Below are 23,564 nucleotides of genomic sequence, written 5' to 3'. Positions count from 1 at the left end.
GTGTGCGCGGCCCCCGGTCTTAACGACCGGCCTTGTCCCAGAAAGCGGCAGCACGCATCAGGCGGTCCAGGTCCCGCTTGGCCTTGGGAGCCCCTTCGGCATCCAGCTTGGGCGGAAAACGCATCATCAGGTTGCCAATCGGGTCCACCACATACAGGTGGTCGGGCACTGCCGCACCCTCTTGGGCCACCAGCCAGGCGGTCAGGTCGGCCTGCGGCACACGCAGGACGGTGGCGCCCTTGAGCGCGGGCAACAGGGCCTCCGCCAAGGGCTGGGTGTCATTGATCAGCCAAACCCAGTCCAGACGGTCTTTCTCTTTGCCCAGCCCTTCGCGCAGCTGGCGTTGCAAGTACAGGCGTTGGGCGCAGTCGGCATCGCAGTCGGCGCCAGCCACGCTCACAAACAGCCATTGGCCTTTGAGGCTGCGCAGGTTCAACGAGGTGCCGTCCAGCGCCGTCCCCACTACATCAGGCAAAGGCCGCTGTGGATCGATCAGCGTGCCGAAGTTGCGCCGCCCCTCGGGTCGCACCACGTAGTAGGTGAAGTAGGACGCAATGACGGGCGCGGCGCAGACCAGCAGCACCAGCAGCATCTTCCAGCGCCCGCCCCGCGTGCGGCCGCCATCGGCCAACCCCTGCTCGGGGACTGGCAGGGAGTGCACGGTCAGGCCCAGGGGGTGGTCGTCATTCGGGTTGGCGCGAGACATGGGAATCCTTGGAAACAAATAAAACGGGACGAAGCTGAAACCACGCGTACAACACCACGATCAGGGCCGCCAGTGCAAACCACTGCGCCGCGTAACCGTAATGTTTGTCGACACCCAGATTGATTTCAGGCCATTCTCGCAACAGGCCTTCGCTGGCAGCACCGGTCTGCACCACGCTCAGGTCTTGTACAAGCGGCAGGCCCGTTTCCTGTTGGAACTGGGCCAGGTCGAGATTTTGCCGGATTGCGCCCGCGGACGAAGGCCCCGGCTCGTAAAGCTTGGACGGGGGCGGGGCCATCCGGCCTTCCACCACCACCTCTGCGACCGGGGTGTGCACGGTGGGCAAAGCGGTGCGGTCTTCAAAATTGCGGGGTGCCCAGCCGCGCTGCACCATCACCACGGCAGGGCTGTCGGCCAGTTGCAGCGGGGTGAGCACAAAAAAGCCCACCCGGCCCTGCATTTGCCGGTTGTCCAGGTAAACCGTACGCTCGGGCAACCAATGCCCGCGCAGGCGCACACTGCGGTGCACCAGCGTGTCACGCTGGGTCGCCTGCAGGATGTCGCCGGCCGCCAGCGTCGCTTTGCTGCCCTGGGTCTGGATGGACTGGGCCAAGGCCTCCTTTTGCGCCGCACGGTCCAACTGCCAGCGCCCCAGCGACACGGCCACTGCCACCGCAGCAACCGCGGCCATTCCCACCACCACGCGACGCCAATGCAGACTCACGGGATAATCCCCCGCATGACCCTACTTGTCGCACTTGCGTTCCTTGCCATCCTGGCCAGCCTGGGCGCTGCCCTGTTCTTCATGTTGCGCGGCGGCCAGGCGCACAGCAACAAGTCACGCGGCATGGCGCGGGCGCTGGCCTTTCGGGTGGGGTTTTCCATTGTGCTGTTTGTGTGCATTTTGTTGGCCTGGAAGCTGGGTTATATCCACCCCACGGGCATTCCGCAGGGCAGCTAAACCGCTCCATTAAAAAAGGCACCGCAAGCGGTGCCTTTTTTGTGCGGCAATGGTGCTTAGAGCCAGTACACCAACACGTACAAGCCCAACCAGACCACGTCCACAAAGTGCCAGTACCAGGCGGCGCCTTCAAAACCGAAGTGGCGCTCCGAGGTGAAGTGGCCCTTTTGCAGGCGCAAGGTAATGAACAACAACATCAACATGCCCACAAACACGTGGAAACCGTGAAAACCGGTCAGCATGTAGAAGGTAGAACCGAACACACCCGAGCTGAGCTTGAGGTTGTACGCGGTGTACGCGTGGTAGTACTCATACCCTTGCACAAAGAGGAAAGTCACACCCAGCAACACGGTGGCCCACATGAAGCCAATGGTCTTGCTGCGGTTACCGTCCACCAAGGCATGGTGGGCGATCGTCAAAGTCACACCAGACGTCAACAGCAAAGCGGTGTTGATGGTGGGCAACCAGAACGGACCCATGGTGGTGAAGGGTTCCACAATGCCTGCCGGCGAAGCCGTCACACCCGCGACCAGGCTGGGCCATACGGCTTTGAAGTCGGGCCACAACAAGGCGTTTTCCAGGCTGCCCAAGGCAGGCACCGAGTGGGAACGTGCCCACCACAAGGCCGTGAAGAAGGCGCCAAAAAACATCACTTCGGAGAAGATGAACCAGCTCATGCTCCAGCGGAAAGACAGGTCGATCTTGCGACCGTACTGCCCGCCTTCGCTTTCGGCAATCGCATCACCAAACCATTGGTACAACACCACCAGCCACCAGACCATGCCCAGCGCCAGGGAGTATTTGCCCCAGTCTGCGCCGTTGATCCACTGGCCTGCACCCAGAATCACAAAAAACAGTCCGGCAGCTGCCATGACCGGGTGGCGTGAAGGGCCTGGTACAAAGTAGTACGGCGTTCCACCATGTGTTGTTGAACTCATTTTTGCTCCATTCCTTCTCTAATCCAAATCTCTGAAATGCGCCAATTGGCAGCCTACGCGGCCACGACCCATTTCGCCAAACTGATCAAACCGACTACCAGCACCACTGCACCGACCAAGCCCACCAGCACCACGTGCAGGGGGTTCACTTTGGCCAGATCGTCGCGGTAGCCTTTGCTGCTACGGATGCCCAAAAACGACCAAGCCACCAGCTTCACGCTGCGCAGAAACGAGGCCTTGGGCTTGTCCGCTGCATTCACGCCATCGGCAGCCATCAGGAGCCTGCGCTTTCCGCAACCACCGGCTTCGCGGTCGCAACCGGGGCGGGGGGCGTTTTGCCACCGACCTCAAAAAAGGTGTACGACAAGGTAATCGTACGGACATCTTTGGACAGCTTGGGATCAATCACAAACACCACCGGCCACGACTTCTTTTCACCAGGCTCCAGCGTGTACTGGTTAAAACAAAAACACTCCAGCTTGTTGAAATGCGCCGAGGCCTGCATGGGCGCATAACTGGGAATGGCTTGTGCCGACATGCGGCGGTTTTGCACATTCTGGAATTCGTAGACCACTGTCGTCAGTTCACCGGGATGCACTTGTAATGAACGCTGCGCGGGTTTGAATTCCCAGGGCCCACGTGCATTGGCATCGAACTCCACCGTGATGGTGCGGCTGGTGTCCACCTGGGTATTACCCGCCTGTGCCTTCTGGCCGGTCAGCATCTGCTCGCCCAACGCCAGCACATTGATGCCCGTCATTTCGCAAATGGTTTTGTAGATGGGGACCAGCGCGTAACCGAACGCGAACATGCCAACGGTGATCACCGCCAGCTTGCCCAACATGCGGGAGTTTTCGCGCTTGAGGCCCATGCTCATTTACCCAGCAGAACCAGACGTGCCATAAAGCCCACAAAAAACAGCACCGCCACCGAGGCCAAAATCAGGCCCAGGCGTAGATTGGCTTTCTTTTGCTCTGGCGTAGCCATTAACCGATCACCTTGGTCGCTGTGGCGTCCAGCTTGGGTGGGTTCTCGAACGTGTGGAACGGTGCAGGCGATGGCACTTCCCACTCCAGGCCTTCAGCGGCTTCCCAAGGCTTCTGGGGCGCTTTTTCGCCCTTGCCCATCATGGCGGGCACCACGATACAGATGAAGAAATAGACCTGTGCCAGACCGAAAGCAAATGCACCCACGGTAGCCACGGCATTGAAATCAGCAAACTGCATGGGGTAGTCGGCATACCGACGTGGCATACCAGCCAAGCCCAGGAAGTGCATGGGGAAGAAGGTGATGTTGAACGCAATCAGCGACCACCAGAAGTGGATCTTGCCGCGTGTTTCGCTGTACATCACGCCCGTCCACTTGGGAACCCAGTAGTAGAAACCGGCGAACATGGCATACAGGGAACCTGCCACCAGCACATAGTGGAAGTGGGCCACCACGTAATAGGTGTCTTGCAACTGGATGTCGATGGGCGCCATGGCCAGAATCAGGCCCGTGAAACCACCCATGGTAAACACAAATATGAAGCCCACCGCAAACAGCATGGGGGTTTCAAACGTCATGGAACCCTGCCACATGGTGGCGATCCAGTTGAAGATCTTCACGGCGGTAGGCACCGCGATCAGCATGGTGGCGTACATGAAGAACAGCTGGCCTGTCACCGGCATGCCGGTGGTAAACATGTGGTGCGCCCACACGATGAAAGACAGGATGGCGATGGAAGAGGTGGCGTACACCATGGAGGCGTAGCCAAACAGCTTCTTGCGGGCAAAGGCGGGAACGATCTGGCTCACGATGCCGAAGGCCGGCAAAATCATGATGTACACCTCGGGGTGGCCGAAGAACCAGAAGATGTGCTGGTACATCACCGGGTCACCGCCACCAGCGGGGTTGAAGAAGCTGGTGCCGAAGTGGCGGTCGGTCAGCGTCATGGTGATCGCGCCAGCCAACACGGGCATCACGGCGATCAGCAAATAGGCAGTAATCAACCAAGTCCAGGCGAACATGGGCATCTTCATCAGCGTCATGCCAGGCGCGCGCATGTTCAGGATGGTCACGATGATGTTGATCGAGCCCATGATGGAAGAAGCACCCAGGATGTGCATGGCAAAAATGCCGGCGTCCATGGATGGGCCCATTTGCAGGGTCAGCGGTGCGTAGAGCGTCCAGCCGGCAGCGGGTGCGCCACCGGGCATAAAGAAGGAGCCCACCAGCATGCCAGCCGCAGGAATCATCAGCCAGAAGCTGAAGTTGTTCATGCGGGCAAAGGCCATGTCGGAGGCGCCGATTTGCAGCGGAATCATCCAGTTCGCAAAACCCACGAAGCCCGGCATGATGGCGCCGAACACCATGATCAGACCGTGCATGGTGGTCAACGAGTTGAACAACTCGGGATTCACCAGCTGCAGACCGGGCTGGAACAACTCGGCGCGGATCAGCAGCGCCAAGATGCCGCCGATGATCAACATCGTGAAGCTAAACAACAGGTACAGGGTACCGATGTCTTTGTGGTTGGTCGCAAACACCCAGCGCTGCCAGCCCGTGGGGGCGTGGTGGTGGTCGTCATGGGCGTGGTCGTGGTGGTCTAGTACGGCGCTCATTCTGATGTCCTTCTCAATTCTTTGCGTTCTGTTGGGTGCACATTACTTGCGCAAGGCCAACACATCAGCTGGCTGCACCAGCTGGCCCGTCTTGTTAGACCAGCTGTTTTTGGTGTAGGTGATGACGGCGGCGATGTCGGTGTCGCTCAAGGACTTCCAGGCAGGCATCGCACCGTTGTTTTGGCCATTCAGGAGCACCAAAATCTGTTTGCTCTTGTCAGCGTCCAGCACCACGGCAGAGCCATCCACCGGCTTGATGGCGCCAGCGCCCTTGCCGTTGGCCTGGTGGCAGGCTGCGCAGTTTTGTGCGTACACCTTCTCGCCACGCTTGCTGATGTCGTCCAAGGTCCAGACCTTGCTCGGGTCGTCTTGCTTGGCAGCCATTTTCTTTTGTTCGGCAGACACCCAGGCGGAGTAGTCTTCTGCCGACAGCACCTTCACATGGATGGGCATGTAGGCATGTTCTTTGCCGCACAGCTCGGCGCACTGGCCGTAGTAGTCACCGACCTTTTCAGCACGGAACCAGGTGTCGCGGACAAAGCCCGGGATCGCATCCTGCTTGATACCGAAGGCTGGCACCATAAAAGCGTGGATCACGTCATTGGCAGTGGTGATGATGCGGACCTTTTTGTCCACGGGCACGACCAGGGGGTTATCCACCTTGAGCAGGTAGTTGTCAATCGACTCACCCTTCTTGGGGCCGCCCGCATCGGACATGGCGCGCTGGTCGCTGTCCAGAGTAGACACAAAACCGATGCCTTCACCTTCGCCCTTGAGGTAGTCGTAGCCCCATTTCCACTGCATACCGGTGGCCTTGATGGTCAGGTCGGCGTTGGTGGTGTCTTTCATGGCAACCACCACCTTGGTGGCAGGCAGGGCCATCAGGATCACGATAACAAAAGGAACAATGGTCCAGATGATTTCCACGGTGACCGACTCATGGAAAGTCGCCGCCTTGTAGCCCTGGGACTTGCGGTGCTTCCAGATGGAATAAAACATCACAGCAAACACGGCGACAAAAATGACCGAGCACATGATGAGCATGAACCAGTGCAGCCATTGCTGTTCGCGGGCGATGTTGGTCACCGCAGGCGGCAGATTCAATTGGTTGACCGCAGGCCCGCCCGGCAAATCATTGACAGCATGTGCCAAGCTCAGTGCCGCTGTGCTAACCCACGCGCCCACCGCCAGCAAGGGGGTAGCCAGTTTGTTCAATATGCTCTTCATCGTGTTCACTTTTCTAAGCCCCAAAATTACCAAATGCGCTGCAGCTGCACGCGGCCCGTCAGGCTGCGCGCAGCGCGAGTCGGATTTCTTTGGCAAGCAGCGGACGCAGCTCTGGCCTGATAAACCGACCTACCCGGATAGTTTTGCCACGCCCTGACAATTCGATCAAAGATCCGTTGCCAGCCCGCGGCTCGACCCTTACCCATTCCCTCGGAAACTCGGCACGCTCCAGCTTGCCAGCACTTTCCCATTCCACCACCAGCTGCCCCTCCTGCAAGGAGATGTGCTCGCCGTCGGTGGCATGCCGGGCATACGCCAGAAACGCCAAACCCACTGCGACCAGCTCAAGGGATGCAAAGGGAATCACCAAGGGCGCGCCCTGGAACCAGAAAAACATCCCGATCCCAAGCGACACCACACACAGTGACACATACAGCCAGACCAGTTGCAGTGGCGTAACCGAGCAGTTACGCCGCAAAAACCACTGAACGTGCCGCCCTTGTACCGTCGCAAAGCGAAAAACCAGATTCGTCATGCGTCTTGCCCGAAAAGGCCCGGTCGTTACCGAACCGGGACGAGACTGCAGGGGGAAATGCCGTTACCTCTTATTCCTAGCATTGTAGTGCAGACAACCTGTTGATCCGCCTCAAAAAGGCAAACCGCCAGCCTCGGGTAATCGCCTAGGCGCCGCCCTTGGGGCCAGCAGGGCCGTGCTTGAGAACGGATCGCATTTGCTCCAGTGACACGGTCGTCTCGGCCTGGATGTTCAGACGGGGAGCGGGCTTGAAGGCGTGCCCATAGACCACCTCAAAGGTGAGCTGCAAACGCCCATCACCTGCAGGCGAGGCGAGTCCTTCTGCCAGCGCGGCATGCAGGCGTGCCAGCCAGGCGCGTGAGCGCAAGCCCGCAAACCGCTGGGGGTGCAGGTTGCGACCCAGCGAGCGCAATTCGGCCAGCAGGCTTTGGGGTGTGGAATAGGTCAAGGTGATGCGCTCCATGTCCATCACCGGCTCGGCAAAGCCCGCATGGACCAGCATGTCGCCCCAGTCGTGCATGTCAGTGAACTCATGACCCGCCACCGGCCAACCCAAGCGCGCATAAACGGCGCGCAACTCACGCAGCGTGTCCGGCCCCAGGCACGAGAACATGGCAAACCCATCGACCGCGATCAGGCGGTGCCACTCGGCGATGAGCGCTTCGGGGTCAGCCGCAGTATGCAAGGCCATATTCGCCCACAACATCTGCACCGGCTGCGCAGGCGCCTCAAACGTCACCGCAGGTCCCGTCCAGCCACGGGGATTCCACCAGGGTTTTGCTATTAAATTGCGAGCTGCTTGCGCACGATCTACGGTGCTTTCAAGCACAAAACAGTCAGATTCCGGGTAGCGCTTGCTAAGCAGTCCCTGGGCCTGCAGGCCGCCCCGCAGTGCGCCCCAGTGCACCCACTGCCGGGGTTTTTGCACGATCCACTGCAGGCGTTCCTCCATGCGACGCGCCACTTCTTCGTGCAACCAGGGCGACTCGGTCTGCTGCGGTGGCAGGGTGGCCCAGCGGGTGGCGGCAACGGGGTCGATGGTGGGGGGGCGCTGGGTACTCATGGGGTGGGTGCGGGAAGCGCTGGCGAGTATATTGCCTGCATGTTCCGTCAGCTGCTTCAGGGGGTATCGCAGCGCCTGCCCAGCCGGTGCGCCGTGTGCCATGCCTGGCCGGCCCATGCTGTGTGCGAAGAATGCGTGGCGCAGTTTGCACAACCTATGCACCGCTGCGAAACCTGTGCCTTGCCCCTGCCCGCTGGCATGCCGCATTGCGGTGCCTGTATCACCACCCCACCGTTGTGGGATGCTGCGCTGGCGGCGGTGCCCTACGCCTACCCCTGGTCGGGCTTGGTGGTGGAGTTCAAATTCCAACAACACCCGGCCTGGGCCCGTACCCTGGCCACGCTGATGCGTAGCGCTCCCTGGGTGGAGCCGGCCCTGGAGGCCGCGCACTTGGTGCTGCCCCTGCCCTTGTCGGCACAGCGCCTGCAGACGCGTGGTTTCAACCAGGCACTGGAACTGGCGCGCCACCTGGCACCCGGCAAGGTCCACACCGAACTGCTGCTGCGGGTGCGCGACACACCACCCCAAAGCAGCTTGCCACGCCACGCACGCCTGCGCAGCGTGCAAGGGGCGTTTGCCGTGGAGCCGCTGCGCGTGGGCGAACTGCGGGGCCGGCGCGTGGTGCTGGTGGACGATGTAATGACCAGTGGCGCCTCGCTGCACGCCGCCACGACCGCCTTGCGCACAGCAGGAGCCGCGCACATCACGGTACTGGTTTTTGCGCGAACCGAATGAATGGTCCCCACGGTCGCGCGACAATACGCGCCATGTTCCATATCGTTCTGGTCGAGCCCGAAATCCCTCCCAACACGGGCAATGTCATCCGCCTGGCGGCCAACACCGGCTGCACGCTGCACCTGGTGGAGCCGCTGGGGTTTTCCATGGACGACAAGCACATGCGCCGTGCCGGGCTGGATTACCACGAGTACGCGGCGCTCAAGCGCCATGCCGACTGGCAAACCTTTCTGGACACCGAGCAGCCCGCGATTGACCGCATGTTCACGCTGACCACGCGCGGCACGCGCAGCCCCTATGCCGTGGCGTTTCAGCCCGGTGACTGGCTGGTGTTTGGCTCGGAGACCAAGGGAATTTCAGACACGGTGCGTGCCGCATTCGATGCCCAGCGCAGCCTGCGCCTGCCCATGCTGGCGGGGCAGCGCAGCTTGAACTTGTCCAACGCCGTGGCAGTGACGGTATTTGAGGCCTGGCGACAGCAGGGCTTCGCCACGCCAACCGCCTAAGGGTACTGGCGCGCCAGCGACTCGGCCACGCAGACGGGCTTGGGCGAACCCTCGCGCTCCACGGTCACTTCCCAGAGCTGCTGGCGGCCGCCGTTGTCGATGGGGTCGCTGGCCAGCAACTTCACCTGCGCGCGCAAGCGGCTGTTCACCGGCACCGGGGCGATGAAGCGCACCTTGTTCAGCCCGTAGTTCACGCCCATGCGTGCCTCGGTCACGGTGATGGCGCTATCAAAGAACTGCGGAATCAGCGACAAGGTCAGAAATCCGTGCGCGATGGGTGCACCAAACGGGCCAGCCTTGGCGCGCTCCACGTCCACATGGATCCACTGGTGGTCGCCCGTGGCCTGGGCAAACAGGTTGATGTGCTCCTGGGTGATGGTGACCCACTCGCTGGTGGCCACGTGTTGGCCCACCAGGGCGGAGAGTTCGGCTAGGGTGGCAAAGGTTTTCATGCCGCCCACTGTAGCCAGACGCGGCGCACCGGCATGTCCGCCGGGTGACAAACAGGCCTTCTGTTCTGACTACTTGGCGTTCAACCAGCGGCAGATGGGCTCCCACTGCGCCAGGTCGCGCTCCACCCGGCCCGGTGCCACGTCAAACACCGTAAGCCCGCGGGCGGACAGCTGGATGTAGTTTTGCGTGTCGCGCACAAAACCCAGCACCGGCAGGCCCAGGCTGTCCACGAAGGTGTGCAGCTGGTCGGCCGCGCGGGTGCGCTCGTCCACGCGCATGCCCACGATGCCGATCTGCGTCTTGGCGGCGTGGGCACTGTCGGCCAGCTCGTCCAAAAAGGCGCGCGTGGCAAAAATATCGAACACACTGGGTTGCAGCGGCACCACCACCTTGTCCGCCAGTTTGAGCACTTCTTTCAGGCGCTTGCCGTGCAGGCCGGCCGGCGTGTCCAGCACCACATGGGTGGTGCCCTTGGGCGGTTTGGCAATCTGGTCGTCGCCCACCTCCCAGCTGCTGATGGGCCGGGCCGCGATGGGCCGCAGCGTGAGCCAGAGCCGGGAGGACTGTTGCCGGTCGGCGTCACCCAGCATGACGGCATGCCCCTGGGAGGCAAAGTAGCCCGCGATCTGGGTGGACAGGGTGGACTTGCCCACCCCGCCTTTGGGATTGGCGACAACAACCACGGGCATACACGACTCCTTGGAGGGTGGAACTGCGCTATGTTATCGGCATGGACACCGAACACCAAGCACCGCCCGCCCCACCGACCAAACCCGTTTACGTGGTCGCCGCCCACCCCAACTGGCGCGAATCCCGCGTCAACCGGCGCCTGCTGCAGGCCGCCCGCGCCGCCGACACCACCACCGTGTGTGACCTGTACGCACGTTACCCGGACTACAGCATTGCCATCCCGACCGAGCAGGCCAGGCTCCAGGCGGCGCAACTCGTGGTGCTGTTGCACCCGGTGCAGTGGTACTCCATGCCCGCGTTGCTCAAGCTCTGGTTGGACGAGGTGTTGACCCATGGCTGGGCCTACGGCGGCGGCCACGCCCTGCAAGGCAAAGACCTGTGGCTGGTGGCCACCACCGGCGGACCCGAGGATTCGTACCACCCCCAGGGCTACAACCGCTATTTCTTCGACGCCTTTTTGCCGCCTTATGAGCAGACGGCCGCCCTGTGCGGCATGCGCTTTTTGCCCCCGATGGTGCTGCACGGCGCACACCGGGTCGACAGCACCGAGGTGGACAACCATGTGGCCATGTTCGCCGAGCGCCTGGCCAGCTACCCGGCATGGCCCGAGCTGGATGAGATGGAAAGCTGCCCGGCCTGTGTGGTGCCCGACACCGACCGGCCCACCCACGAAACCGTAGAGGGCCCACACTGATGGAACACGCACCGACCTGGCTGATCAACAGCTTTATCTATTTGAGTGCGGCGGTGATTGCCGTGCCACTGTCCAAGGCCGTGGGCCTGGGCTCCATCATTGGTTACCTGGCGGCGGGCATTGCCATTGGCCCCTGGGGCCTGGGCCTGGTGACGAATGTGGAAGACATCCTGCACTTTGCCGAGTTTGGTGTGGTGCTGATGCTGTTCCTGGTGGGCCTGGAGCTGGAGCCCAAACGGCTGTGGAACCTGCGCCGCTCCATCTTTGGCTGGGGCAGCCTGCAGGTGCTGGGTTGTGCGCTGCTGCTGGCGCTGGTGGCCATGGCCTGCGGCGTGGGCTGGCGGCTGGCGGTGGTGGCCGCGCTGGGCCTGGCCCTGTCCAGCACCGCCATTGCGCTGCAGGTGATGGGCGAGCGCAACCTGCTGCCTACCCGCAGCGGCCAGGCGGCGTTCTCCATCCTGCTGTTCCAGGACGTGGCGGCCATCCCGATCCTGGCGCTGCTGCCGCTGCTGGGCGTCGTTTCAGTGACAAATGAGGCCTCAGCGCCCATGGAATATGCGCAAGCAGCTATCAAAATCATAGCTGTCATTGCCGGCATTGTGCTCGGCGGGCGCTTGCTCATCCGCCCGCTGCTGCGCTGGATTGCGCGCTCCAAGACGCCCGAGATCTTTACCGCCGCGGCGCTGCTGCTGGTGGTGGGCATCTCGGCGCTGATGCTGCTGGTGGGCCTGAGCATGGCACTAGGCGCTTTTCTGGCCGGCGTGCTGCTGGCCGAGAGTGAATACCGGCGCGAGCTGGAGACCGACATCGAACCCTTCAAGGGCCTGCTGCTGGGCCTGTTTTTCATCGCCGTGGGCATGAGCATCGACTTTGGGGTGTTGCTGCAATCGCCCGGTGTGATGGCGCTGGTGGTGCTGGGCTTTCTGGCCGTCAAGGGACTGGTGATTTACGCGCTGGCGCGCCACATCCAGCTGCCGTTCCAGGAGCGGCCGGTGTTCACACTGCTGCTGGCCCAGGGCGGTGAGTTTGCATTTGTGGTGTTCCAGGCGGCTGCCGGGGCCAAGGTGTTCCCGGCCGAGACCGCCTCGTTGCTGATTGGCGCGGTGGCCGTCTCCATGCTGCTGAGCCCGCTGATCCTGGTGGCGGTGGACCGGTTTCTGCTACCGCGCTACGCGCACTGCGGCGTACCGCAGCTCGAGGAAATCTCCGAGCAGCAAGAGGCACCCATCGTGATTGCGGGTTTTGGCCGCTACGGCCAGATCGTCGGTCGCCTGCTGACGGCCGAAGGCATTGCCACCACCGTGCTGGACCACGACGCCGAGATGATCGAGGTGGCGCGCAACATTGGTTACCGCGTGTTTTATGGCGACGCCACCCGGTTGGATCTGCTGCGCACCGCGGGCGCGGCCAGCGCCAAGGTGCTGGTGGTGGCGGTGGACGATGTGGAGCAGTCGCTGGAGATTGTGGACCTGGCGCAGGCGCACTTTCCGCAGCTGCAGATCGTGGCACGGGCGCGCGACGTGACCCACTGGAACCAGTTGCGTGACCGCGGTGTGATGCTGGTGGAGCGCGAGCTGTTCGAGTCCAGCCTGCGCAGCGCACGCAGCGTACTGGAACTGCTGGGCCACGAACCGCATGCGGCACGCCAGACCGCACTGCGTTTTCGCCAGCACAACCTGGATTTGTTCGAGAAGCTGCACCCCCACTACAAAGACAGCTCCAAGCTGATTGCCGTGATCAAACAAGGCCGCCAGCAACTGGAAGAACAGATGGCGCAGGAACGTGCCGAACAAACCCAGCGCCGGCCCCACAACTGGGATAGGTAATATGCGCCCATGAACGCAGCCAATTGGAATCGCACCCGGTTCGCCTGGGTCAGCACGCTCAAATTCAAAATTGTGGCCATGGCTGCGGTGACCGGGGTGCTGTCCGCACTGGTGACGGCCCAGTTGGTTCTGAGCACGACGAAGAGCAATATCCAACAAGTCTTGCTGCAAAACGACAGTGACGATGTGCAGCGCACCGCGGAGCTGCTCGCCACCAAGCTGGATATGTTGCAAGGTTCGCTGTGGGCCGTGGCTCGCCAGGTGCGCCCCGAGTTGTGGAGCCAACCCGAGGCCATGACCCGCTACCTGGCCGACAAGCCCGCCGTGGGCGCCCTGTTTGACAGCGTGCTGGCAGCCCGGGCCGACGGGGTCATGCTGGCCCGGCTGGTCAAGGGACAGGCATCGACCGAACTGCCCAACATCGCAGACCGGGCCTACTTTCAGCAAAGCCTCAAAACCGACCAACCCGTGGTGTCCGAACCCCTGGTGGGCAAGGTCAGCAAGACTCCCATCCTCATCATCTCGACCTCTGCGCTGGGCACGGATGGCAAGGTGGTGGGCGTGATCGCAGGCGCGCTGGGCCTGCAGTCCACCAGCCTGTTCTCTGACGTGACGCGCCTGGCCCGCGACACCCCATCGCGTACGCTGGTGATGGACCGAAAAGGCGTGCTGCTGGCCCACCCGGACTCCACACGGGTGCTGGGTCGGGCCGCGGACGAGGAGGGCCTGCGTGCGGTGTACCAGCGCTGGAGTGATATGGGCAGCCCCATCGACACCACTGGCAGTGCCGTACTGAGTGAAGACCACCTGGTGTCCATGGCCGGCATTCCGGTCTCTGACTGGGTGCTGGTGCGGCTCACGCCACGGGCCGTGGCTTTGCAACCGGTGCAGGCCGCGCAAGCCACCGCCTGGCAAGCCGCCATGGGTGTGGGCCTGTTGGCCGCGGCCCTGGCGGGGGTGCTGGCCTGGTACCTGACACTGCCCATCTCCAAGTTGCGCAACCGGGCCGAGCGCATGCTGGCCGAGACCGGCCCCTCCAACGAGGGTTGGCCCCGCGATGGCGGCGAAGTGGGCGAGTTGGCGCTGGCCTTTCAACATGTGGTGGAACACCGGCAACAAAAACAAACCGAAACCCAGGCCCTGCTGATGCAACTGGAGGCGGTGCTGGACCATGCAGAGGTGGGCATTGCACTCACCCGCAACGGTCAATTCGAGCTGGTGAGCCGGCACTTTTGCCACATCTTCCGCTGCGAAAAACACCACGCCCTCGGCCAGCCCACCCGCATGATCCACCCCTCCGACGAGGCCTACCAGGCACTGTCGGCCCGCGCCCACCCCTCGTTCATGCAGCACGGCGCTTTTGACGGCGAAGTGGAGCTGATCCGCCGCTCGGGCCAGCTGTTCTGGGCGCACATGCGCGGGCGTGCCGTAGTGCCCGGTGACCGCTCGCAAGGCACCATCTGGACGGTGGAAGACGTGACCGAAGCGCGCGAACAGCGCGAGCGCCTGGCCTGGACCTCCAGCCACGACTCACTCACTGGTTTGGCCAACCGCCCGGCCTTCGAGACCCTGCTGGAGCGCGCCACGCTGAACGCCAACACCGAGCCGTTCTGCGCCATGTTCATTGACCTGGACCACTTCAAACAGGTCAACGACACCGGTGGCCATGCCGCGGGTGACGCCCTGCTGCGCGATGTAGCCCACGCACTGGCCGCGCAGGTGCGCCAGACCGACACCGTGGCCCGGCTGGGCGGCGATGAATTTGCGGTGTTACTGAGCCGCTGCCCCCTGCCGCAGGCCGTGGCCCTGGCCGAAAAATTGCGCAGTGCCGTGGTGGCCTACCGCCTGGCCTGGGAGGGCCAGAGCTTTGGCGTGGGTGCCAGCATTGGCCTGGTGCAGGTCAATGGCAGCTTCACCACCGCGGCCGATGTGCTGCGCGCCGCCGACGCCGCCTGCTACACCGCCAAACAGGCCGGGCGCAACTGCGTGGCCGTGTTTGACGCCCAAACCACCGCACCCAACCCGGAAATGCGCTAAACCCTTGGCGCGGCACGCCCCCGAATCACTCTTTTGGGGGATGGTGCCCCCCTGCCCGGGCCAGTAGCATCGCAGCACTTTTAATACCAATATTAGGGAGACAAGTTTTGCGTTTTTGCAGTACCGCACGCACCACCGCGTGCCTTCTGGCCGGCCTGGTGGCCAGCATGACCAGCACCACCAACCACGCCCAAGTGGCTTACGACAAGATCGAAGTGGGCACCACCCTCACGGCCAGTGGCATTGCCCTGGGCTTGTTTTCCAAACCCATTCCGCTGCCGGAAGGTCAGTGGGAAGTCGTGAGCAAACACGAAGAAGCCTTGTCCCTCACGGGCGGGCGCAGTGACAGCCCGGGCACCACCCCACGGGTATCGCTCACCCTGCGCAACCTGGACCGCCAAGGTGGCCCCCTGTTTGCGATGGCGCTGAACTTCACGCCCAACTCCCTGCCCATCAACTGGGGCAACCAGCCCTGCAGCACCGACAACCCGGTGGGCCTGGTGGACGACTTTGGCCTCAACGCCAGCGCCATGCTCTTCGCCTGCGCCCGCGGCGACGCGATCGCCAACTTTCGGCAACTCCTTGCCAGCGCGCCCAACCACCCCAACAGCTGGGTGAAGTCCACGCTGGCAAGCCTGACGCCCTACGCCAGCGACTTCCCGGTCAGCGCGGTACTGGTCAACGTCTATGGCAACAAATTCCGCGGCAAGTCCATGGGCATCACCTTCCTGCTGCGCGCCGATGCCAACCTGGATGCGAGCTTGGCCTACCGAAGCCACCTGCAGGGCTGGATACACGAGACCGGCACCCGCTGGATGAAGCTGCTGGACAACGAGGCCACCCCGCTGCCCGGCCCTGCCACCTACTGGGCTTCCAAATAAGCGCGTGTACGGCGGGTTGGCTCAGGCCAACCCGTCCCACAGCAGCTTCACACCGGTCAAGAACATGCCGGCGTACAGAAAGCGGTAGAAAAGCTGCTGGCTAATGCGCCGGGCCAGGCGCACGCCAATCCACACACCCACCGGGGCGATGGGCAGCAGCACCAGGCTGGTGGCCATGTTGCGCATGTCCAGCAGGCCCAACATGCCGTAAGGAATCCATTTGCTCAGGTTCACCACAAAGAAGAAAAACGCCATGGTGGCGGTGAACTTGAGGGGAGTGAGCTTGAGCGGGATCACATAGGCGTTGATGGGCGGGCCACCCGCATGGGCAATGAAGCTGGTAAAGCCCGAGGTGGCGGTGAGCATGGCGCCCAGCCAGCGCGGCGGCGGTGCGCTGTCGGGCTTGGGCGGAAACAACAAGCGCTGCGCCAGAAACAGCAGCGTAAAGCCGCCCACCATGGCTGCCACGGTGTGCGGGTTCAGCACCTTGAACAACAGCGCGCCGATGGCGATGCCCACCAGCCCACACGGAATCAGAAACTTCAGCAACGCCAGGTCAAAGTCTTTGCGAAACGCCGCCATGCCCAGCACGTCCATGAGGAACAACACCGGCATCAGGATGGCAGCAGCCTCGGGCACCGTGACGGCCAGCGCCATCATGGGCACGGCCAGCGAGCCAAAACCCGCGCCAAAGCCACTTTTGCTGATGCCCAGCAGCAACACGGCGGGGATGGTGACGGCGTAGAAAAATGGATCGGTGATCAGCGGAAAGGTCATGAATATAGGTGTTTTAGGGCTCTGGCCCTCGTGGATACTGCGCGAGCAGCTTCCAAAACCATAGCAACCAGCCGCCCCATACGCGCGCCAGCACCACCGCCATGCCCTGCCCCACACCGACGCGAATGGTACACAGGGCCCGGCGCCCGTGCCGCCCCCGGGGGCATGCCCGCAAGCCCGCACCGGAGTGGCAGGCGCGTGCTAACCTTGGCCCCATGTTCAGTCCCTCCCAAGAAGACGTACGTCGATTTTTTTGCTCCACCTATGCCAAGGCCCGCTCAGGTGTTGCGCTAGAAGCTATTGAAACCATAGCATCCCAGTGGATGGACGAGCACCCCGAGTACGCCGCCGACTTTGCCGATGTGGACACCGCGCTGGCCACCATGTACGAAGCGACCGAGGGCCGCACCAACCCGTTTTTGCACCTCTCTATGCACTTGTCGATCAGCGAGCAGTGCAGCATCGACCAGCCGCGTGGCATTCGCCAGGCGGTGGAGCTGCTCACGCACAAGCGCAACTCGCTGCACCAGGCGCACCACGAAGCTATGGAATGTTTGGGCACCATGCTGTGGGAAAGCCAGCGCGCCGGTCGCCCACCCGACGGCAATGCCTACATTGCTTGCGTGCAGCGGCACGCTACCAAAGACTGATCAGGCCCGGGCGGCTGCCAGCAGCCCCTGCACCCAGGCCTCGGCCTCGTCCGCCGTGGCAAACACCTGACAGGCCGGCCAACCGGCCGCCGCAAAGCTTTGCACCAGCAAGGCGGGCATGAAGTGGCTGCCCTCCACCTCGGGCGCCATCACAAAGGCCGTGCCCACCGGGGCCAGGCCTTCCTGCACAAACTTGCGCAGCTCCCCGGTCAACGCCGTCAGCGCTTCGGGGCCGGCCAGTGCACTGCCGTGCACGATGACCACTTCGGCACATGGCCCCTGGGCACACAACAAGGCATAGGCCTGGTGCAGGATGGGTCCGATCGCCTCGGCCAGTTCCCGGTTAAACGGCCCCACCACGTCGGTACGCAACACGTCACCATCAATGCGCCAGTCTGCCCGTCCATGGGGGCGAAACAAGGCCTTGCCGAGACCGTCAGTCGAGAACGGCTGGTCGCGGGAAATAGTCATGGCACCAGTCTAGGAGTGATGACTCACCGCCACAAGCAGGGAAAACCAGACACAAAAAAGCCGCTCAAGAGCGGCTTTTTTTGGGAGGTGCTGTCCGGTTTAACGGAAGCGGTTTTGAGGCACGACCTTGAGGTCGGTTGGCAGCTTGCCCAGGTAGTTGGACAGCTCTTTGAGCTCGGCATTGGTGAACTGCTTGGCCACACCACCCATGATGGCGTTGCCGCGGCCCACTTGGGCGTTGCCTTCTACCTTGTAGGCCTTCAGGGCCACGAACAGGTAGTCGCTGTGCTGGCCGGCGATCTTGGGGTAGGTGGGGTCGATGGGCTTGCTGAACGAATCGCCGTGGCAGGAGGCACAGGCACCCTTGGTCAGCAGCGCGTTCACTTTGTCAGAGGCTTCGGGCGCCTTGGCCAAGGCTGGGGCACCTTCCACCGCACCGCTGGCTTCGTAGTAGGCGGCCAAGTCGGCGATGTCCTGGTCGGTCAGCGAGGCGGCAATGCCGCGCATGGAGGCGTGTTTGCGGTCACCGGTTTTGTAGGCATTCAGGGCGGACGCAATGTACTTGCCGCCCTGACCCGAGATCTTGGGGACCTTGTGGATTTCGGGGAAGCTGGCTTGGTAGCCCACAATGCCGTGGCAGCCAATGCACATGGCGTTCTTCTTTTCGCCAGCCTTGATGTCACCTTGGACGCCCTGGGCGTGGGCAGCGAAAACGGTCACAGAGGCGACAAGCGCGGCGGACACGGACAAGAGGAATTTGTTCATTTTGCGGGGACAATCCAGACGGTGATTGATATAAATCAGCTTGCCGATTATATCGACCACCACCCGTGCCCTTTGCAGGCTTTTTCTGCACCGTTTGGTCCGACCACCCATTGCCCTGCCCACCCACGCCATGAAATTCCACGGAACCAAGAACTACGTCGCCACCCAGGACCTGATGCTGTCGGTCAACGCGGCCATCACGCTGCAGCGCCCGCTGCTGGTGAAAGGTGAGCCCGGCACCGGTAAAACCATGCTGGCCGAGGAAGTGGCCCAGGCGCTGGACATGCCCCTGCTGCAATGGCACATCAAGTCCACCACCAAGGCCCAGCAGGGTCTGTATGAATACGACGCGGTGAGTCGTCTGCGCGACTCGCAGCTGTCCGACATTGACGGCGGCGAACGCGTCAAGGACATCCACAACTACATCATCAAAGGCGTGTTGTGGCAGGCGTTTACGGCGGACAAACCCGTCGCCCTGCTGATCGACGAGATCGACAAGGCCGACATCGAATTCCCCAATGACCTGTTGCGCGAAATCGACCGCATGGAGTTCTACTGCTACGAGACGCGCGAGCTGATCAAGGCCAAACACCGCCCGCTGGTGTTCATCACCTCCAACAACGAAAAAGAACTGCCTGACGCGTTTTTGCGCCGCTGCTTCTTCCACTACATCAAGTTCCCCGATGCCACCACCATGCAAAGCATTGTGGAGGTGCACTTCCCCGGCCTGAAGAAAGAGCTGCTGGCCGCGGCCATGAAAACCTTTTTTGAGGTGCGCAACCTGCCCGGCCTGAAGAAAAAGCCCTCCACCAGCGAACTACTGGACTGGCTCAAGCTGCTGCTGGCAGAAGACATTCCGCTGGAGGCTCTGCAAAGCAAAGACGACAAGATGGCCGTCCCCCCGCTGGTAGGTGCGCTGCTCAAAAACGAGCAGGACACCACGCTGTTCGAAAAACTGATGTTCATGCAACGCCACAACCGCTAAGTCACCCTCTATGAAAAACAATCCAATGATCGAAGGCGTGTCTGACGCCGTGGGCTTTGTGGGCGGTGCGCTGCTCGGCTTCTGGGCTGGCCGCCTGCTGGGGCTGGATGTGTTTGCGCCAGGTTACGGCGCCGCCAGCATTGGCGGCATCGTGCTGGTGGGCGTGGGCGGCGGTTTGGGCCTGCAACTGGCCCGCCGCTGGCGCAACCGCAAAACACCGTCGGACAAGGAATAACCATGGCCTTTGTGGAACCCGTCACCCTGGCCGCCCGCGGCGTGAAGTTGGTCCCGCTGGGCCTGGAACATGAGGCCGGCCTGCGCGCTGCGGCCGCTGATGGCGAGCTGTGGACCCTGCGCATCACCTCGGTGCCCGAACCCGAATACACCCGCAAGTACATCGACGACGCGCTGTCCATGCGCGAGGCGGGCAACCGCTTTGCCTTCGCCGTGACGGACGAAGCCACGGGCCGCGTGCTGGGCAGCAGCAGCTACCACGACATCGTGCCCGCCGTGAAACGTGTGGAAATTGGCTACACCTGGTACGGCAAAAGCAGCCAGCGCAGCCACGTCAACACCACCTGCAAACTCTTGCTGCTGACCCACGCGTTTGAAACCCTGGGCTGCCATGTGGTGGGCTGGCGCACTGATAACTTCAACTTTGCGTCCCAGGCCGCCATCGAGCGCCTGGGCGCGAAGAAAGATGGCGTGATCCGCGGCCACGCGCTGCGCCGCGACGGCACCATCCGCGACACCGTGATGTACAGCATGCGCAGCGGCGAATGGCCCGAAGCCAAGGCACAGCTGCTGTACTTACTGGACAAGCCGCGCGCCTGATACGCGCAAGGAGCACCCTATGCTGCTGGACTTTTTCTACACCCTGCGCTCTGCCAAGCTGCCGGTCTCGGTCAAGGAATACCTGACCCTGCTGGAAGCCCTGCAAAAAGGCGTGGTGGGGCCGATGACGCCGCAGCCCGAGGATGCGTCCGAGCCCACGGGCTACACGATTGACGACTTTTATTACCTGAGCCGCACCACGCTGGTGAAGGACGAGAAACACTACGACAAGTTCGACCGCGCCTTTGCCGCCTACTTCAAGGGCGTGGAGATGGTTGCCGACTTCACCAAGGACATTCCCCTGGAATGGCTGCGCAAGAACCTGGAGCTCAACCTCAGCCCCGAAGACAAGGCCAAGATCGAGAAGATGGGCTGGGACGAGCTGATGGAAACGCTGAAAAAGCGTTTTGAAGAGCAGAAGGAACGCCACGAAGGCGGCAGCAAGTGGATTGGCACCGGCGGCACCAGCCCGTTTGGCGCCAATGGCTACAACCCCCAAGGCGTGCGCATCGGCCAGGACAAGGGCCGCAACAAGAGCGCGGTAAAAGTGTGGGACCAGCGCGCCTACAAGGACTACGACGACACCCAGGAGCTGGGCACGCGCAACATCAAGGTGGCGCTGCGCCGCCTGCGCAAGTTTGCGCGCGAAGGCCATGAGGACGAGCTGGACCTGGACGAGACCATCAGCAAGACGGCGGCCAACGCGGGCTACCTGGACATCAAGATGCGGCCGGAGCGACACAACAATGTGAAGGTGCTGCTGCTAATGGACGTGGGCGGCACCATGGACGAGCACATTGCGCGTGTGGAAGAACTGTTCAGCGCCACCAAGACCGAGTTCAAGCACCTGGAGTTTTATTACTTCCACAACTGCGTGTACGACTACATGTGGAAGAACAACCGCCGCCGCTTTGCCGAGAAGTTCAATACCTGGGACATCCTGCGCAAGTACAACAAGGACTACAAGCTGATCTTTGTGGGCGACGCAACCATGAGCCCGTACGAAATTTTGCAGCCCGGCGGCAGCGTGGAATACAACAACGAAGAGGCAGGCGCCGAATGGCTGCAGCGCCTGACCAGCACCTTCCCCAAGTTCGCCTGGATTAACCCCGAGCCCCAAGGCGTGTGGCAGTACCGCCAGAGCATCAGCGTGATCCAGCAGCTGATGCACAACAAGATGTACCCGCTGACCCTCAAGGGCCTAGAAGAGGCGATGCGGCAACTGACAAAGTAGACAGTGCCCCCACGCTCCGCCGCTGCGCGGGTCGCTGCCCCCCCAAGGGGGCGCATTTCCCTGGCGGGGCTGACCGCCAAGCGGTTCAGAGCGCCTTGGGGCGGCCCGGCGGCGAAACCGGCCGCTCCCTGTGCCCCCTTACAATCCCCGCTCGCTGGTCTCCGTAGTTCAATGGATAGAACGGCCCCCTCCTAAGGGGCAGATACAGGTTCGATTCCTGTCGGGGGCACCAGCCTTTTCAGAATGCTATGAACTTGATAGCTGCTCGCGCAATATCCACGGGCCATTCAGCCACTTTTGGCACTCAAACCTTGCTGCGCAGCGTCCGGCTCAGCATCACCACCGGAATCAGCCCCACCAGCACCAGCGCCAGGCTGGGCACAGCAGCTTCGCCCAGGCGCTCGTCGCGGGCCAGCTGGTAGGCCACCACGGCCAGCGTGTCGCTGTTGAAGGGGCGCAGCACCAGTGTGGCGGGCAGCTCTTTCATGACGTCCACAAACACCAGCAAGGCCGCAGCGGCGGTGGAGCGGCGCAGCAGCGGCCAGTGCACACGCAGCAGGGTGCCCGCGTCGCTGGTACCCAGCATGCGGGCTGCATCGTCCATGCTGGCGGGAATGCGCGCGTAGCCGCTCTGCAGCGACTGCAGCGCCACCGCGCAAAAGCGCACCAGGTAGGCCCAGACAATGCCCAGCGCCGTGGCGGTGACAAAGTAGCCCACCTGCCACTCGGGCTGCCAGGCCTGCACCCAGCCCACCGGCAGCAGCAAGCCCACCACCACCACCGCACCGGGAATGGCATAACCCAGGCCCGCCAGTTGGGCCGCTACACGCGGCCCCCAGTGGCTGCTGCGGCGCGCACCGTAGGCCAGCGCCAGCGCAATGCCCACCGCCAGCACACTGGTGATGCCGGCCAGGCGCACGCTGTTCAGGGCCCACTCGCCAAATCGGTTCCAGGGCAACTCGTTTTGCTCCACCCACAGCGGGCGCAGCATGAAGAGCACCGGCAACACAAAACCCATGAGGATGGGCAGCGCACACACCAGCCAGGCCCAGCCGGCGCGGTGCCCGGCCAGCCGCAGGGGCTGCGCATCACTGGCGTTGGCGCGTGCGCCCTTGCCGGATGCAAAACGCATGCGCGCCTGCGCACGCTGCTCCAGCCACAACAACAGGGCCACCAGCGCCAGCAGCAGCGTGGCCAGTTGGGCGGCAGCGATGCGGTTGTCCATGGCCAGCCAGGCTTTGTAGATGCCAGCGGTAAAGGTCTGGATGCCAAAGTAGCTGGAGACACCAAAGTCCGCCAGCACCTCCATCAGTGCCAGCGCCACACCGGCCGCCACCGCGGGGCGCGCCAGCGGCAGCGCCACCACGGCCATGCGCCGCAGCAGCCCGGCGCCCATCAGGCGGGCCGCCTCCATCAGGTGGCTGGCGCGTTCGGACAGGGCGGTGCGCGCCAGCAGGTACACATACGGATACAGCACAAAGGTGAACACCCAAGCCGCGCCTGCCACGCTGCGGACCTCGGGAAACACCCTCCCCTCCACCTGCAGCCAGGCGCGTATGCCGGTTTGCAGCGGGCCGCTGAACTGCAGGAAGTCGGTATAGGCGTAGGCCACCACGTAGGCGGGCATGGCCAGGGGCAGCAGCAGCGCCCATTCGAACACGCGCCGGCCCGGAAAATCGAACAGCGTGACCGCCGCCGCCGTGCCCAGGCCCACCAGCACCACGCCCACGCCCACCATCAGGCACAGCTGCACAGTGGTCCAGGCATATTCGGGCAGCACGGTGCGCGCCATCTCCTGCACGATCAGCAGCGACTGCGCACCCGACTCGCCCCAGGGCAGCCAAGCGCCAAACACCGCCACCACGGGAAGCAGCAGCGCCACAAAAAACAAGGCCAGGGGAATGCGCTTGAGGCGCGAGAAAGACATAAGGGAGGTGGGGTCGCGGGCAGGTGGATGGGGCTCTGAATGCGAATTGTAAGTATCTACAATCCC

Annotated in this window: 28 protein-coding genes and 1 tRNA gene; 13 read left to right on the top strand and 16 right to left on the bottom strand. The window is 62.7% G+C overall.

All coding sequences use genetic code 11. The features are described from left to right. Nucleotides 1–19: 19 nt before the first annotated feature. Together AC097A_RS14485 and AC097A_RS14480 are read right to left on the bottom strand one after the other, a co-directional pair. Nucleotides 20–706, bottom strand: coding sequence for a hypothetical protein (locus AC097A_RS14485; protein ID WP_479621383.1), 687 nt, complete (start codon nt 704–706; stop codon nt 20–22). Beyond that, entirely contained in the window at nt 684–1,397 is a 714-nt protein-coding gene (locus AC097A_RS14480) for an SURF1 family protein (protein ID WP_479621600.1), read from the bottom strand. The genes AC097A_RS14485 and AC097A_RS14480 overlap by 23 nt, the downstream gene beginning before the upstream one ends. A 48-nt stretch (nt 1,398–1,445) precedes the next feature. Here AC097A_RS14480 and AC097A_RS14475 point away from each other — a divergent pair, with 48 nt between their 5' ends. Next, nucleotides 1,446–1,667, top strand: a complete 222-nt coding sequence (locus AC097A_RS14475) for a twin transmembrane helix small protein (protein WP_315495465.1) — start codon at nt 1,446–1,448, stop codon at nt 1,665–1,667. A gap of 56 nt (nt 1,668–1,723) precedes the next feature. On the opposite strand, the gene AC097A_RS14470 is transcribed toward AC097A_RS14475, so the two are convergent. From AC097A_RS14470 to AC097A_RS14435, 8 genes are all read right to left on the bottom strand, one after another. Next, entirely contained in the window at nt 1,724–2,605 is an 882-nt protein-coding gene (locus AC097A_RS14470; RefSeq protein WP_105262178.1) for a cytochrome c oxidase subunit 3, read from the bottom strand. A 53-nt stretch (nt 2,606–2,658) separates the two neighbouring features. Beyond that, nucleotides 2,659–2,880 carry a DUF2970 domain-containing protein gene (locus AC097A_RS14465; protein WP_479621382.1) on the bottom strand — a complete coding sequence of 74 codons (222 nt, stop codon included), beginning with the start codon at nt 2,878–2,880 and terminating at the stop codon, nt 2,659–2,661. Continuing rightward, complete coding sequence (locus AC097A_RS14460; RefSeq protein ID WP_479621599.1) at nt 2,880–3,476, bottom strand: cytochrome c oxidase assembly protein; 597 nt, start codon at nt 3,474–3,476, stop codon at nt 2,880–2,882. The genes AC097A_RS14465 and AC097A_RS14460 overlap by 1 nt, the downstream gene beginning before the upstream one ends. 2 nt (nt 3,477–3,478) lie before the next feature. Next, on the bottom strand, nt 3,479–3,592 hold the full coding sequence (locus tag AC097A_RS14455) for a cytochrome oxidase small assembly protein (protein WP_236635383.1): 114 nt from the start codon (nt 3,590–3,592) through the stop codon (nt 3,479–3,481). Beyond that, nucleotides 3,592–5,208: a cytochrome c oxidase subunit I gene (gene ctaD, locus AC097A_RS14450; protein ID WP_479621381.1), complete on the bottom strand. Its 1,617-nt coding sequence runs from the start codon at nt 5,206–5,208 to the stop codon at nt 3,592–3,594. The genes AC097A_RS14455 and ctaD overlap by 1 nt, the downstream gene beginning before the upstream one ends. 42 nt (nt 5,209–5,250) lie before the next feature. After that, entirely contained in the window at nt 5,251–6,435 is a 1,185-nt protein-coding gene (coxB, locus tag AC097A_RS14445) for a cytochrome c oxidase subunit II (RefSeq protein ID WP_315473844.1), read from the bottom strand. A gap of 58 nt (nt 6,436–6,493) precedes the next feature. Continuing rightward, nucleotides 6,494–6,970 carry a DUF2244 domain-containing protein gene (locus AC097A_RS14440; RefSeq protein ID WP_105262174.1) on the bottom strand — a complete coding sequence of 159 codons (477 nt, stop codon included), beginning with the start codon at nt 6,968–6,970 and terminating at the stop codon, nt 6,494–6,496. 145 nt (nt 6,971–7,115) lie between these two features. Continuing rightward, nucleotides 7,116–8,033, bottom strand: a complete 918-nt coding sequence (locus AC097A_RS14435) for a biotin synthase (RefSeq protein WP_479621380.1) — start codon at nt 8,031–8,033, stop codon at nt 7,116–7,118. A gap of 39 nt (nt 8,034–8,072) precedes the next feature. Between AC097A_RS14435 and AC097A_RS14430 the strand changes: the two genes are divergently transcribed. After that, entirely contained in the window at nt 8,073–8,768 is a 696-nt protein-coding gene (locus AC097A_RS14430) for a phosphoribosyltransferase family protein (protein WP_479621379.1), read from the top strand. Nucleotides 8,769–8,800: 32 nt separating this feature from the next. Continuing rightward, on the top strand, nt 8,801–9,274 hold the full coding sequence (trmL, locus tag AC097A_RS14425; RefSeq protein ID WP_479621378.1) for a tRNA (uridine(34)/cytosine(34)/5-carboxymethylaminomethyluridine(34)-2'-O)-methyltransferase TrmL: 474 nt from the start codon (nt 8,801–8,803) through the stop codon (nt 9,272–9,274). Here trmL and AC097A_RS14420 read toward each other — a convergent pair. Both AC097A_RS14420 and AC097A_RS14415 read right to left on the bottom strand, forming a co-directional pair. After that, on the bottom strand, nt 9,271–9,726 hold the full coding sequence (locus AC097A_RS14420) for a MaoC family dehydratase (RefSeq protein WP_479621377.1): 456 nt from the start codon (nt 9,724–9,726) through the stop codon (nt 9,271–9,273). The two genes, trmL and AC097A_RS14420, sit on opposite strands and share 4 nt — an antisense overlap. Before the next feature lie 69 nt (nt 9,727–9,795). After that, nucleotides 9,796–10,416, bottom strand: coding sequence for a ParA family protein (locus AC097A_RS14415; protein WP_479621376.1), 621 nt, complete (start codon nt 10,414–10,416; stop codon nt 9,796–9,798). Between the two features lie 41 nt (nt 10,417–10,457). Between AC097A_RS14415 and kefF the strand changes: the two genes are divergently transcribed. The 4 genes from kefF to AC097A_RS14395 all read left to right on the top strand — a co-directional run bounded on the left by kefF (nt 10,458) and on the right by AC097A_RS14395 (nt 15,855). Beyond that, on the top strand, nt 10,458–11,111 hold the full coding sequence (gene kefF / locus AC097A_RS14410; protein WP_479621375.1) for a glutathione-regulated potassium-efflux system oxidoreductase KefF: 654 nt from the start codon (nt 10,458–10,460) through the stop codon (nt 11,109–11,111). Beyond that, nucleotides 11,111–12,937 carry a glutathione-regulated potassium-efflux system protein KefC gene (kefC, locus tag AC097A_RS14405; protein WP_479621374.1) on the top strand — a complete coding sequence of 609 codons (1,827 nt, stop codon included), beginning with the start codon at nt 11,111–11,113 and terminating at the stop codon, nt 12,935–12,937. The genes kefF and kefC overlap by 1 nt, the downstream gene beginning before the upstream one ends. A 9-nt stretch (nt 12,938–12,946) precedes the next feature. Continuing rightward, nucleotides 12,947–14,974, top strand: coding sequence for a diguanylate cyclase (locus AC097A_RS14400; protein WP_479621373.1), 2,028 nt, complete (start codon nt 12,947–12,949; stop codon nt 14,972–14,974). Nucleotides 14,975–15,141: 167 nt separating this feature from the next. Beyond that, nucleotides 15,142–15,855, top strand: a complete 714-nt coding sequence (locus AC097A_RS14395) for a hypothetical protein (RefSeq protein ID WP_479621372.1) — start codon at nt 15,142–15,144, stop codon at nt 15,853–15,855. A 21-nt stretch (nt 15,856–15,876) separates the two neighbouring features. Here AC097A_RS14395 and AC097A_RS14390 read toward each other — a convergent pair whose 3' ends face one another. Continuing rightward, nucleotides 15,877–16,632, bottom strand: a complete 756-nt coding sequence (locus AC097A_RS14390) for a TSUP family transporter (RefSeq protein WP_315473853.1) — start codon at nt 16,630–16,632, stop codon at nt 15,877–15,879. 215 nt (nt 16,633–16,847) lie between these two features. Between AC097A_RS14390 and AC097A_RS14385 the strand changes: the two genes are divergently transcribed. Beyond that, nucleotides 16,848–17,282, top strand: a complete 435-nt coding sequence (locus AC097A_RS14385) for a DUF1841 family protein (protein ID WP_105262164.1) — start codon at nt 16,848–16,850, stop codon at nt 17,280–17,282. Here AC097A_RS14385 and AC097A_RS14380 read toward each other — a convergent pair whose 3' ends face one another. Beyond that, a complete protein-coding gene (locus AC097A_RS14380) occupies nt 17,283–17,753 on the bottom strand; it encodes a hypothetical protein (protein WP_479621371.1) in 471 nt (156 codons plus the stop codon). Between the two features lie 99 nt (nt 17,754–17,852). Beyond that, on the bottom strand, nt 17,853–18,518 hold the full coding sequence (locus tag AC097A_RS14375; RefSeq protein WP_315479528.1) for a c-type cytochrome: 666 nt from the start codon (nt 18,516–18,518) through the stop codon (nt 17,853–17,855). A 130-nt stretch (nt 18,519–18,648) separates the two neighbouring features. Here AC097A_RS14375 and AC097A_RS14370 point away from each other — a divergent pair, with 130 nt between their 5' ends. The 5 genes from AC097A_RS14370 (at nt 18,649) to AC097A_RS14350 (ending at nt 21,803) form a co-directional block, all read left to right on the top strand. After that, entirely contained in the window at nt 18,649–19,503 is an 855-nt protein-coding gene (locus AC097A_RS14370; RefSeq protein ID WP_105262161.1) for an AAA family ATPase, read from the top strand. A gap of 10 nt (nt 19,504–19,513) precedes the next feature. After that, nucleotides 19,514–19,738, top strand: a complete 225-nt coding sequence (locus AC097A_RS14365) for a hypothetical protein (protein ID WP_479621370.1) — start codon at nt 19,514–19,516, stop codon at nt 19,736–19,738. A 2-nt stretch (nt 19,739–19,740) separates the two neighbouring features. After that, nucleotides 19,741–20,337, top strand: coding sequence for a GNAT family N-acetyltransferase (locus AC097A_RS14360; RefSeq protein ID WP_105262159.1), 597 nt, complete (start codon nt 19,741–19,743; stop codon nt 20,335–20,337). A 19-nt stretch (nt 20,338–20,356) separates the two neighbouring features. Beyond that, nucleotides 20,357–21,571 (top strand): vWA domain-containing protein, encoded by a 1,215-nt coding sequence (locus AC097A_RS14355; protein WP_479621369.1) that lies wholly within the window; start codon nt 20,357–20,359, stop codon nt 21,569–21,571. A 157-nt stretch (nt 21,572–21,728) separates the two neighbouring features. Then, nucleotides 21,729–21,803: transfer RNA gene (locus AC097A_RS14350), tRNA-Arg, on the top strand. Nucleotides 21,804–21,875: 72 nt separating this feature from the next. Here the strand turns inward: AC097A_RS14350 and AC097A_RS14345 are convergent. After that, a complete protein-coding gene (locus AC097A_RS14345; protein ID WP_479621368.1) occupies nt 21,876–23,498 on the bottom strand; it encodes an ABC transporter permease in 1,623 nt (540 codons plus the stop codon). Nucleotides 23,499–23,564 lie beyond the last annotated feature (66 nt).

Source organism: Rhodoferax sp. XS2R6 (genome assembly GCF_056521365.1).
The sequence above is the reverse complement of the archived record's forward strand: the minus strand, read 5'-3'. Positions and strand labels throughout refer to the sequence as shown.

Excerpts from the sequence above, each read along its gene's own strand:
- AC097A_RS14485 (WP_479621383.1), bottom strand. The coding sequence starts at position 706 with ATGTCTCGCGCCAACCCGAATGACGACCACCCCCTGGGCCTGACCGTG.
- AC097A_RS14480 (WP_479621600.1), bottom strand. The coding sequence starts at position 1,397 with ATGGCCGCGGTTGCTGCGGTGGCAGTGGCCGTGTCGCTGGGGCGCTGG.
- AC097A_RS14475 (WP_315495465.1), top strand. The coding sequence starts at position 1,446 with ATGACCCTACTTGTCGCACTTGCGTTCCTTGCCATCCTGGCCAGCCTG.
- AC097A_RS14470 (WP_105262178.1), bottom strand. The coding sequence starts at position 2,605 with ATGAGTTCAACAACACATGGTGGAACGCCGTACTACTTTGTACCAGGC.
- AC097A_RS14465 (WP_479621382.1), bottom strand. The coding sequence starts at position 2,880 with ATGGCTGCCGATGGCGTGAATGCAGCGGACAAGCCCAAGGCCTCGTTT.
- AC097A_RS14460 (WP_479621599.1), bottom strand. The coding sequence starts at position 3,476 with ATGGGCCTCAAGCGCGAAAACTCCCGCATGTTGGGCAAGCTGGCGGTG.
- AC097A_RS14455 (WP_236635383.1), bottom strand. The coding sequence starts at position 3,592 with ATGGCTACGCCAGAGCAAAAGAAAGCCAATCTACGCCTGGGCCTGATT.
- ctaD (WP_479621381.1), bottom strand. The coding sequence starts at position 5,208 with ATGAGCGCCGTACTAGACCACCACGACCACGCCCATGACGACCACCAC.
- coxB (WP_315473844.1), bottom strand. The coding sequence starts at position 6,435 with ATGAAGAGCATATTGAACAAACTGGCTACCCCCTTGCTGGCGGTGGGC.
- AC097A_RS14440 (WP_105262174.1), bottom strand. The coding sequence starts at position 6,970 with ATGACGAATCTGGTTTTTCGCTTTGCGACGGTACAAGGGCGGCACGTT.
- AC097A_RS14435 (WP_479621380.1), bottom strand. The coding sequence starts at position 8,033 with ATGAGTACCCAGCGCCCCCCCACCATCGACCCCGTTGCCGCCACCCGC.
- AC097A_RS14430 (WP_479621379.1), top strand. The coding sequence starts at position 8,073 with ATGTTCCGTCAGCTGCTTCAGGGGGTATCGCAGCGCCTGCCCAGCCGG.
- trmL (WP_479621378.1), top strand. The coding sequence starts at position 8,801 with ATGTTCCATATCGTTCTGGTCGAGCCCGAAATCCCTCCCAACACGGGC.
- AC097A_RS14420 (WP_479621377.1), bottom strand. The coding sequence starts at position 9,726 with ATGAAAACCTTTGCCACCCTAGCCGAACTCTCCGCCCTGGTGGGCCAA.
- AC097A_RS14415 (WP_479621376.1), bottom strand. The coding sequence starts at position 10,416 with ATGCCCGTGGTTGTTGTCGCCAATCCCAAAGGCGGGGTGGGCAAGTCC.
- kefF (WP_479621375.1), top strand. The coding sequence starts at position 10,458 with ATGGACACCGAACACCAAGCACCGCCCGCCCCACCGACCAAACCCGTT.
- kefC (WP_479621374.1), top strand. The coding sequence starts at position 11,111 with ATGGAACACGCACCGACCTGGCTGATCAACAGCTTTATCTATTTGAGT.
- AC097A_RS14400 (WP_479621373.1), top strand. The coding sequence starts at position 12,947 with ATGAACGCAGCCAATTGGAATCGCACCCGGTTCGCCTGGGTCAGCACG.
- AC097A_RS14395 (WP_479621372.1), top strand. The coding sequence starts at position 15,142 with ATGACCAGCACCACCAACCACGCCCAAGTGGCTTACGACAAGATCGAA.
- AC097A_RS14390 (WP_315473853.1), bottom strand. The coding sequence starts at position 16,632 with ATGACCTTTCCGCTGATCACCGATCCATTTTTCTACGCCGTCACCATC.
- AC097A_RS14385 (WP_105262164.1), top strand. The coding sequence starts at position 16,848 with ATGTTCAGTCCCTCCCAAGAAGACGTACGTCGATTTTTTTGCTCCACC.
- AC097A_RS14380 (WP_479621371.1), bottom strand. The coding sequence starts at position 17,753 with ATGACTATTTCCCGCGACCAGCCGTTCTCGACTGACGGTCTCGGCAAG.
- AC097A_RS14375 (WP_315479528.1), bottom strand. The coding sequence starts at position 18,518 with ATGAACAAATTCCTCTTGTCCGTGTCCGCCGCGCTTGTCGCCTCTGTG.
- AC097A_RS14370 (WP_105262161.1), top strand. The coding sequence starts at position 18,649 with ATGAAATTCCACGGAACCAAGAACTACGTCGCCACCCAGGACCTGATG.
- AC097A_RS14365 (WP_479621370.1), top strand. The coding sequence starts at position 19,514 with ATGAAAAACAATCCAATGATCGAAGGCGTGTCTGACGCCGTGGGCTTT.
- AC097A_RS14360 (WP_105262159.1), top strand. The coding sequence starts at position 19,741 with ATGGCCTTTGTGGAACCCGTCACCCTGGCCGCCCGCGGCGTGAAGTTG.
- AC097A_RS14355 (WP_479621369.1), top strand. The coding sequence starts at position 20,357 with ATGCTGCTGGACTTTTTCTACACCCTGCGCTCTGCCAAGCTGCCGGTC.
- AC097A_RS14345 (WP_479621368.1), bottom strand. The coding sequence starts at position 23,498 with ATGTCTTTCTCGCGCCTCAAGCGCATTCCCCTGGCCTTGTTTTTTGTG.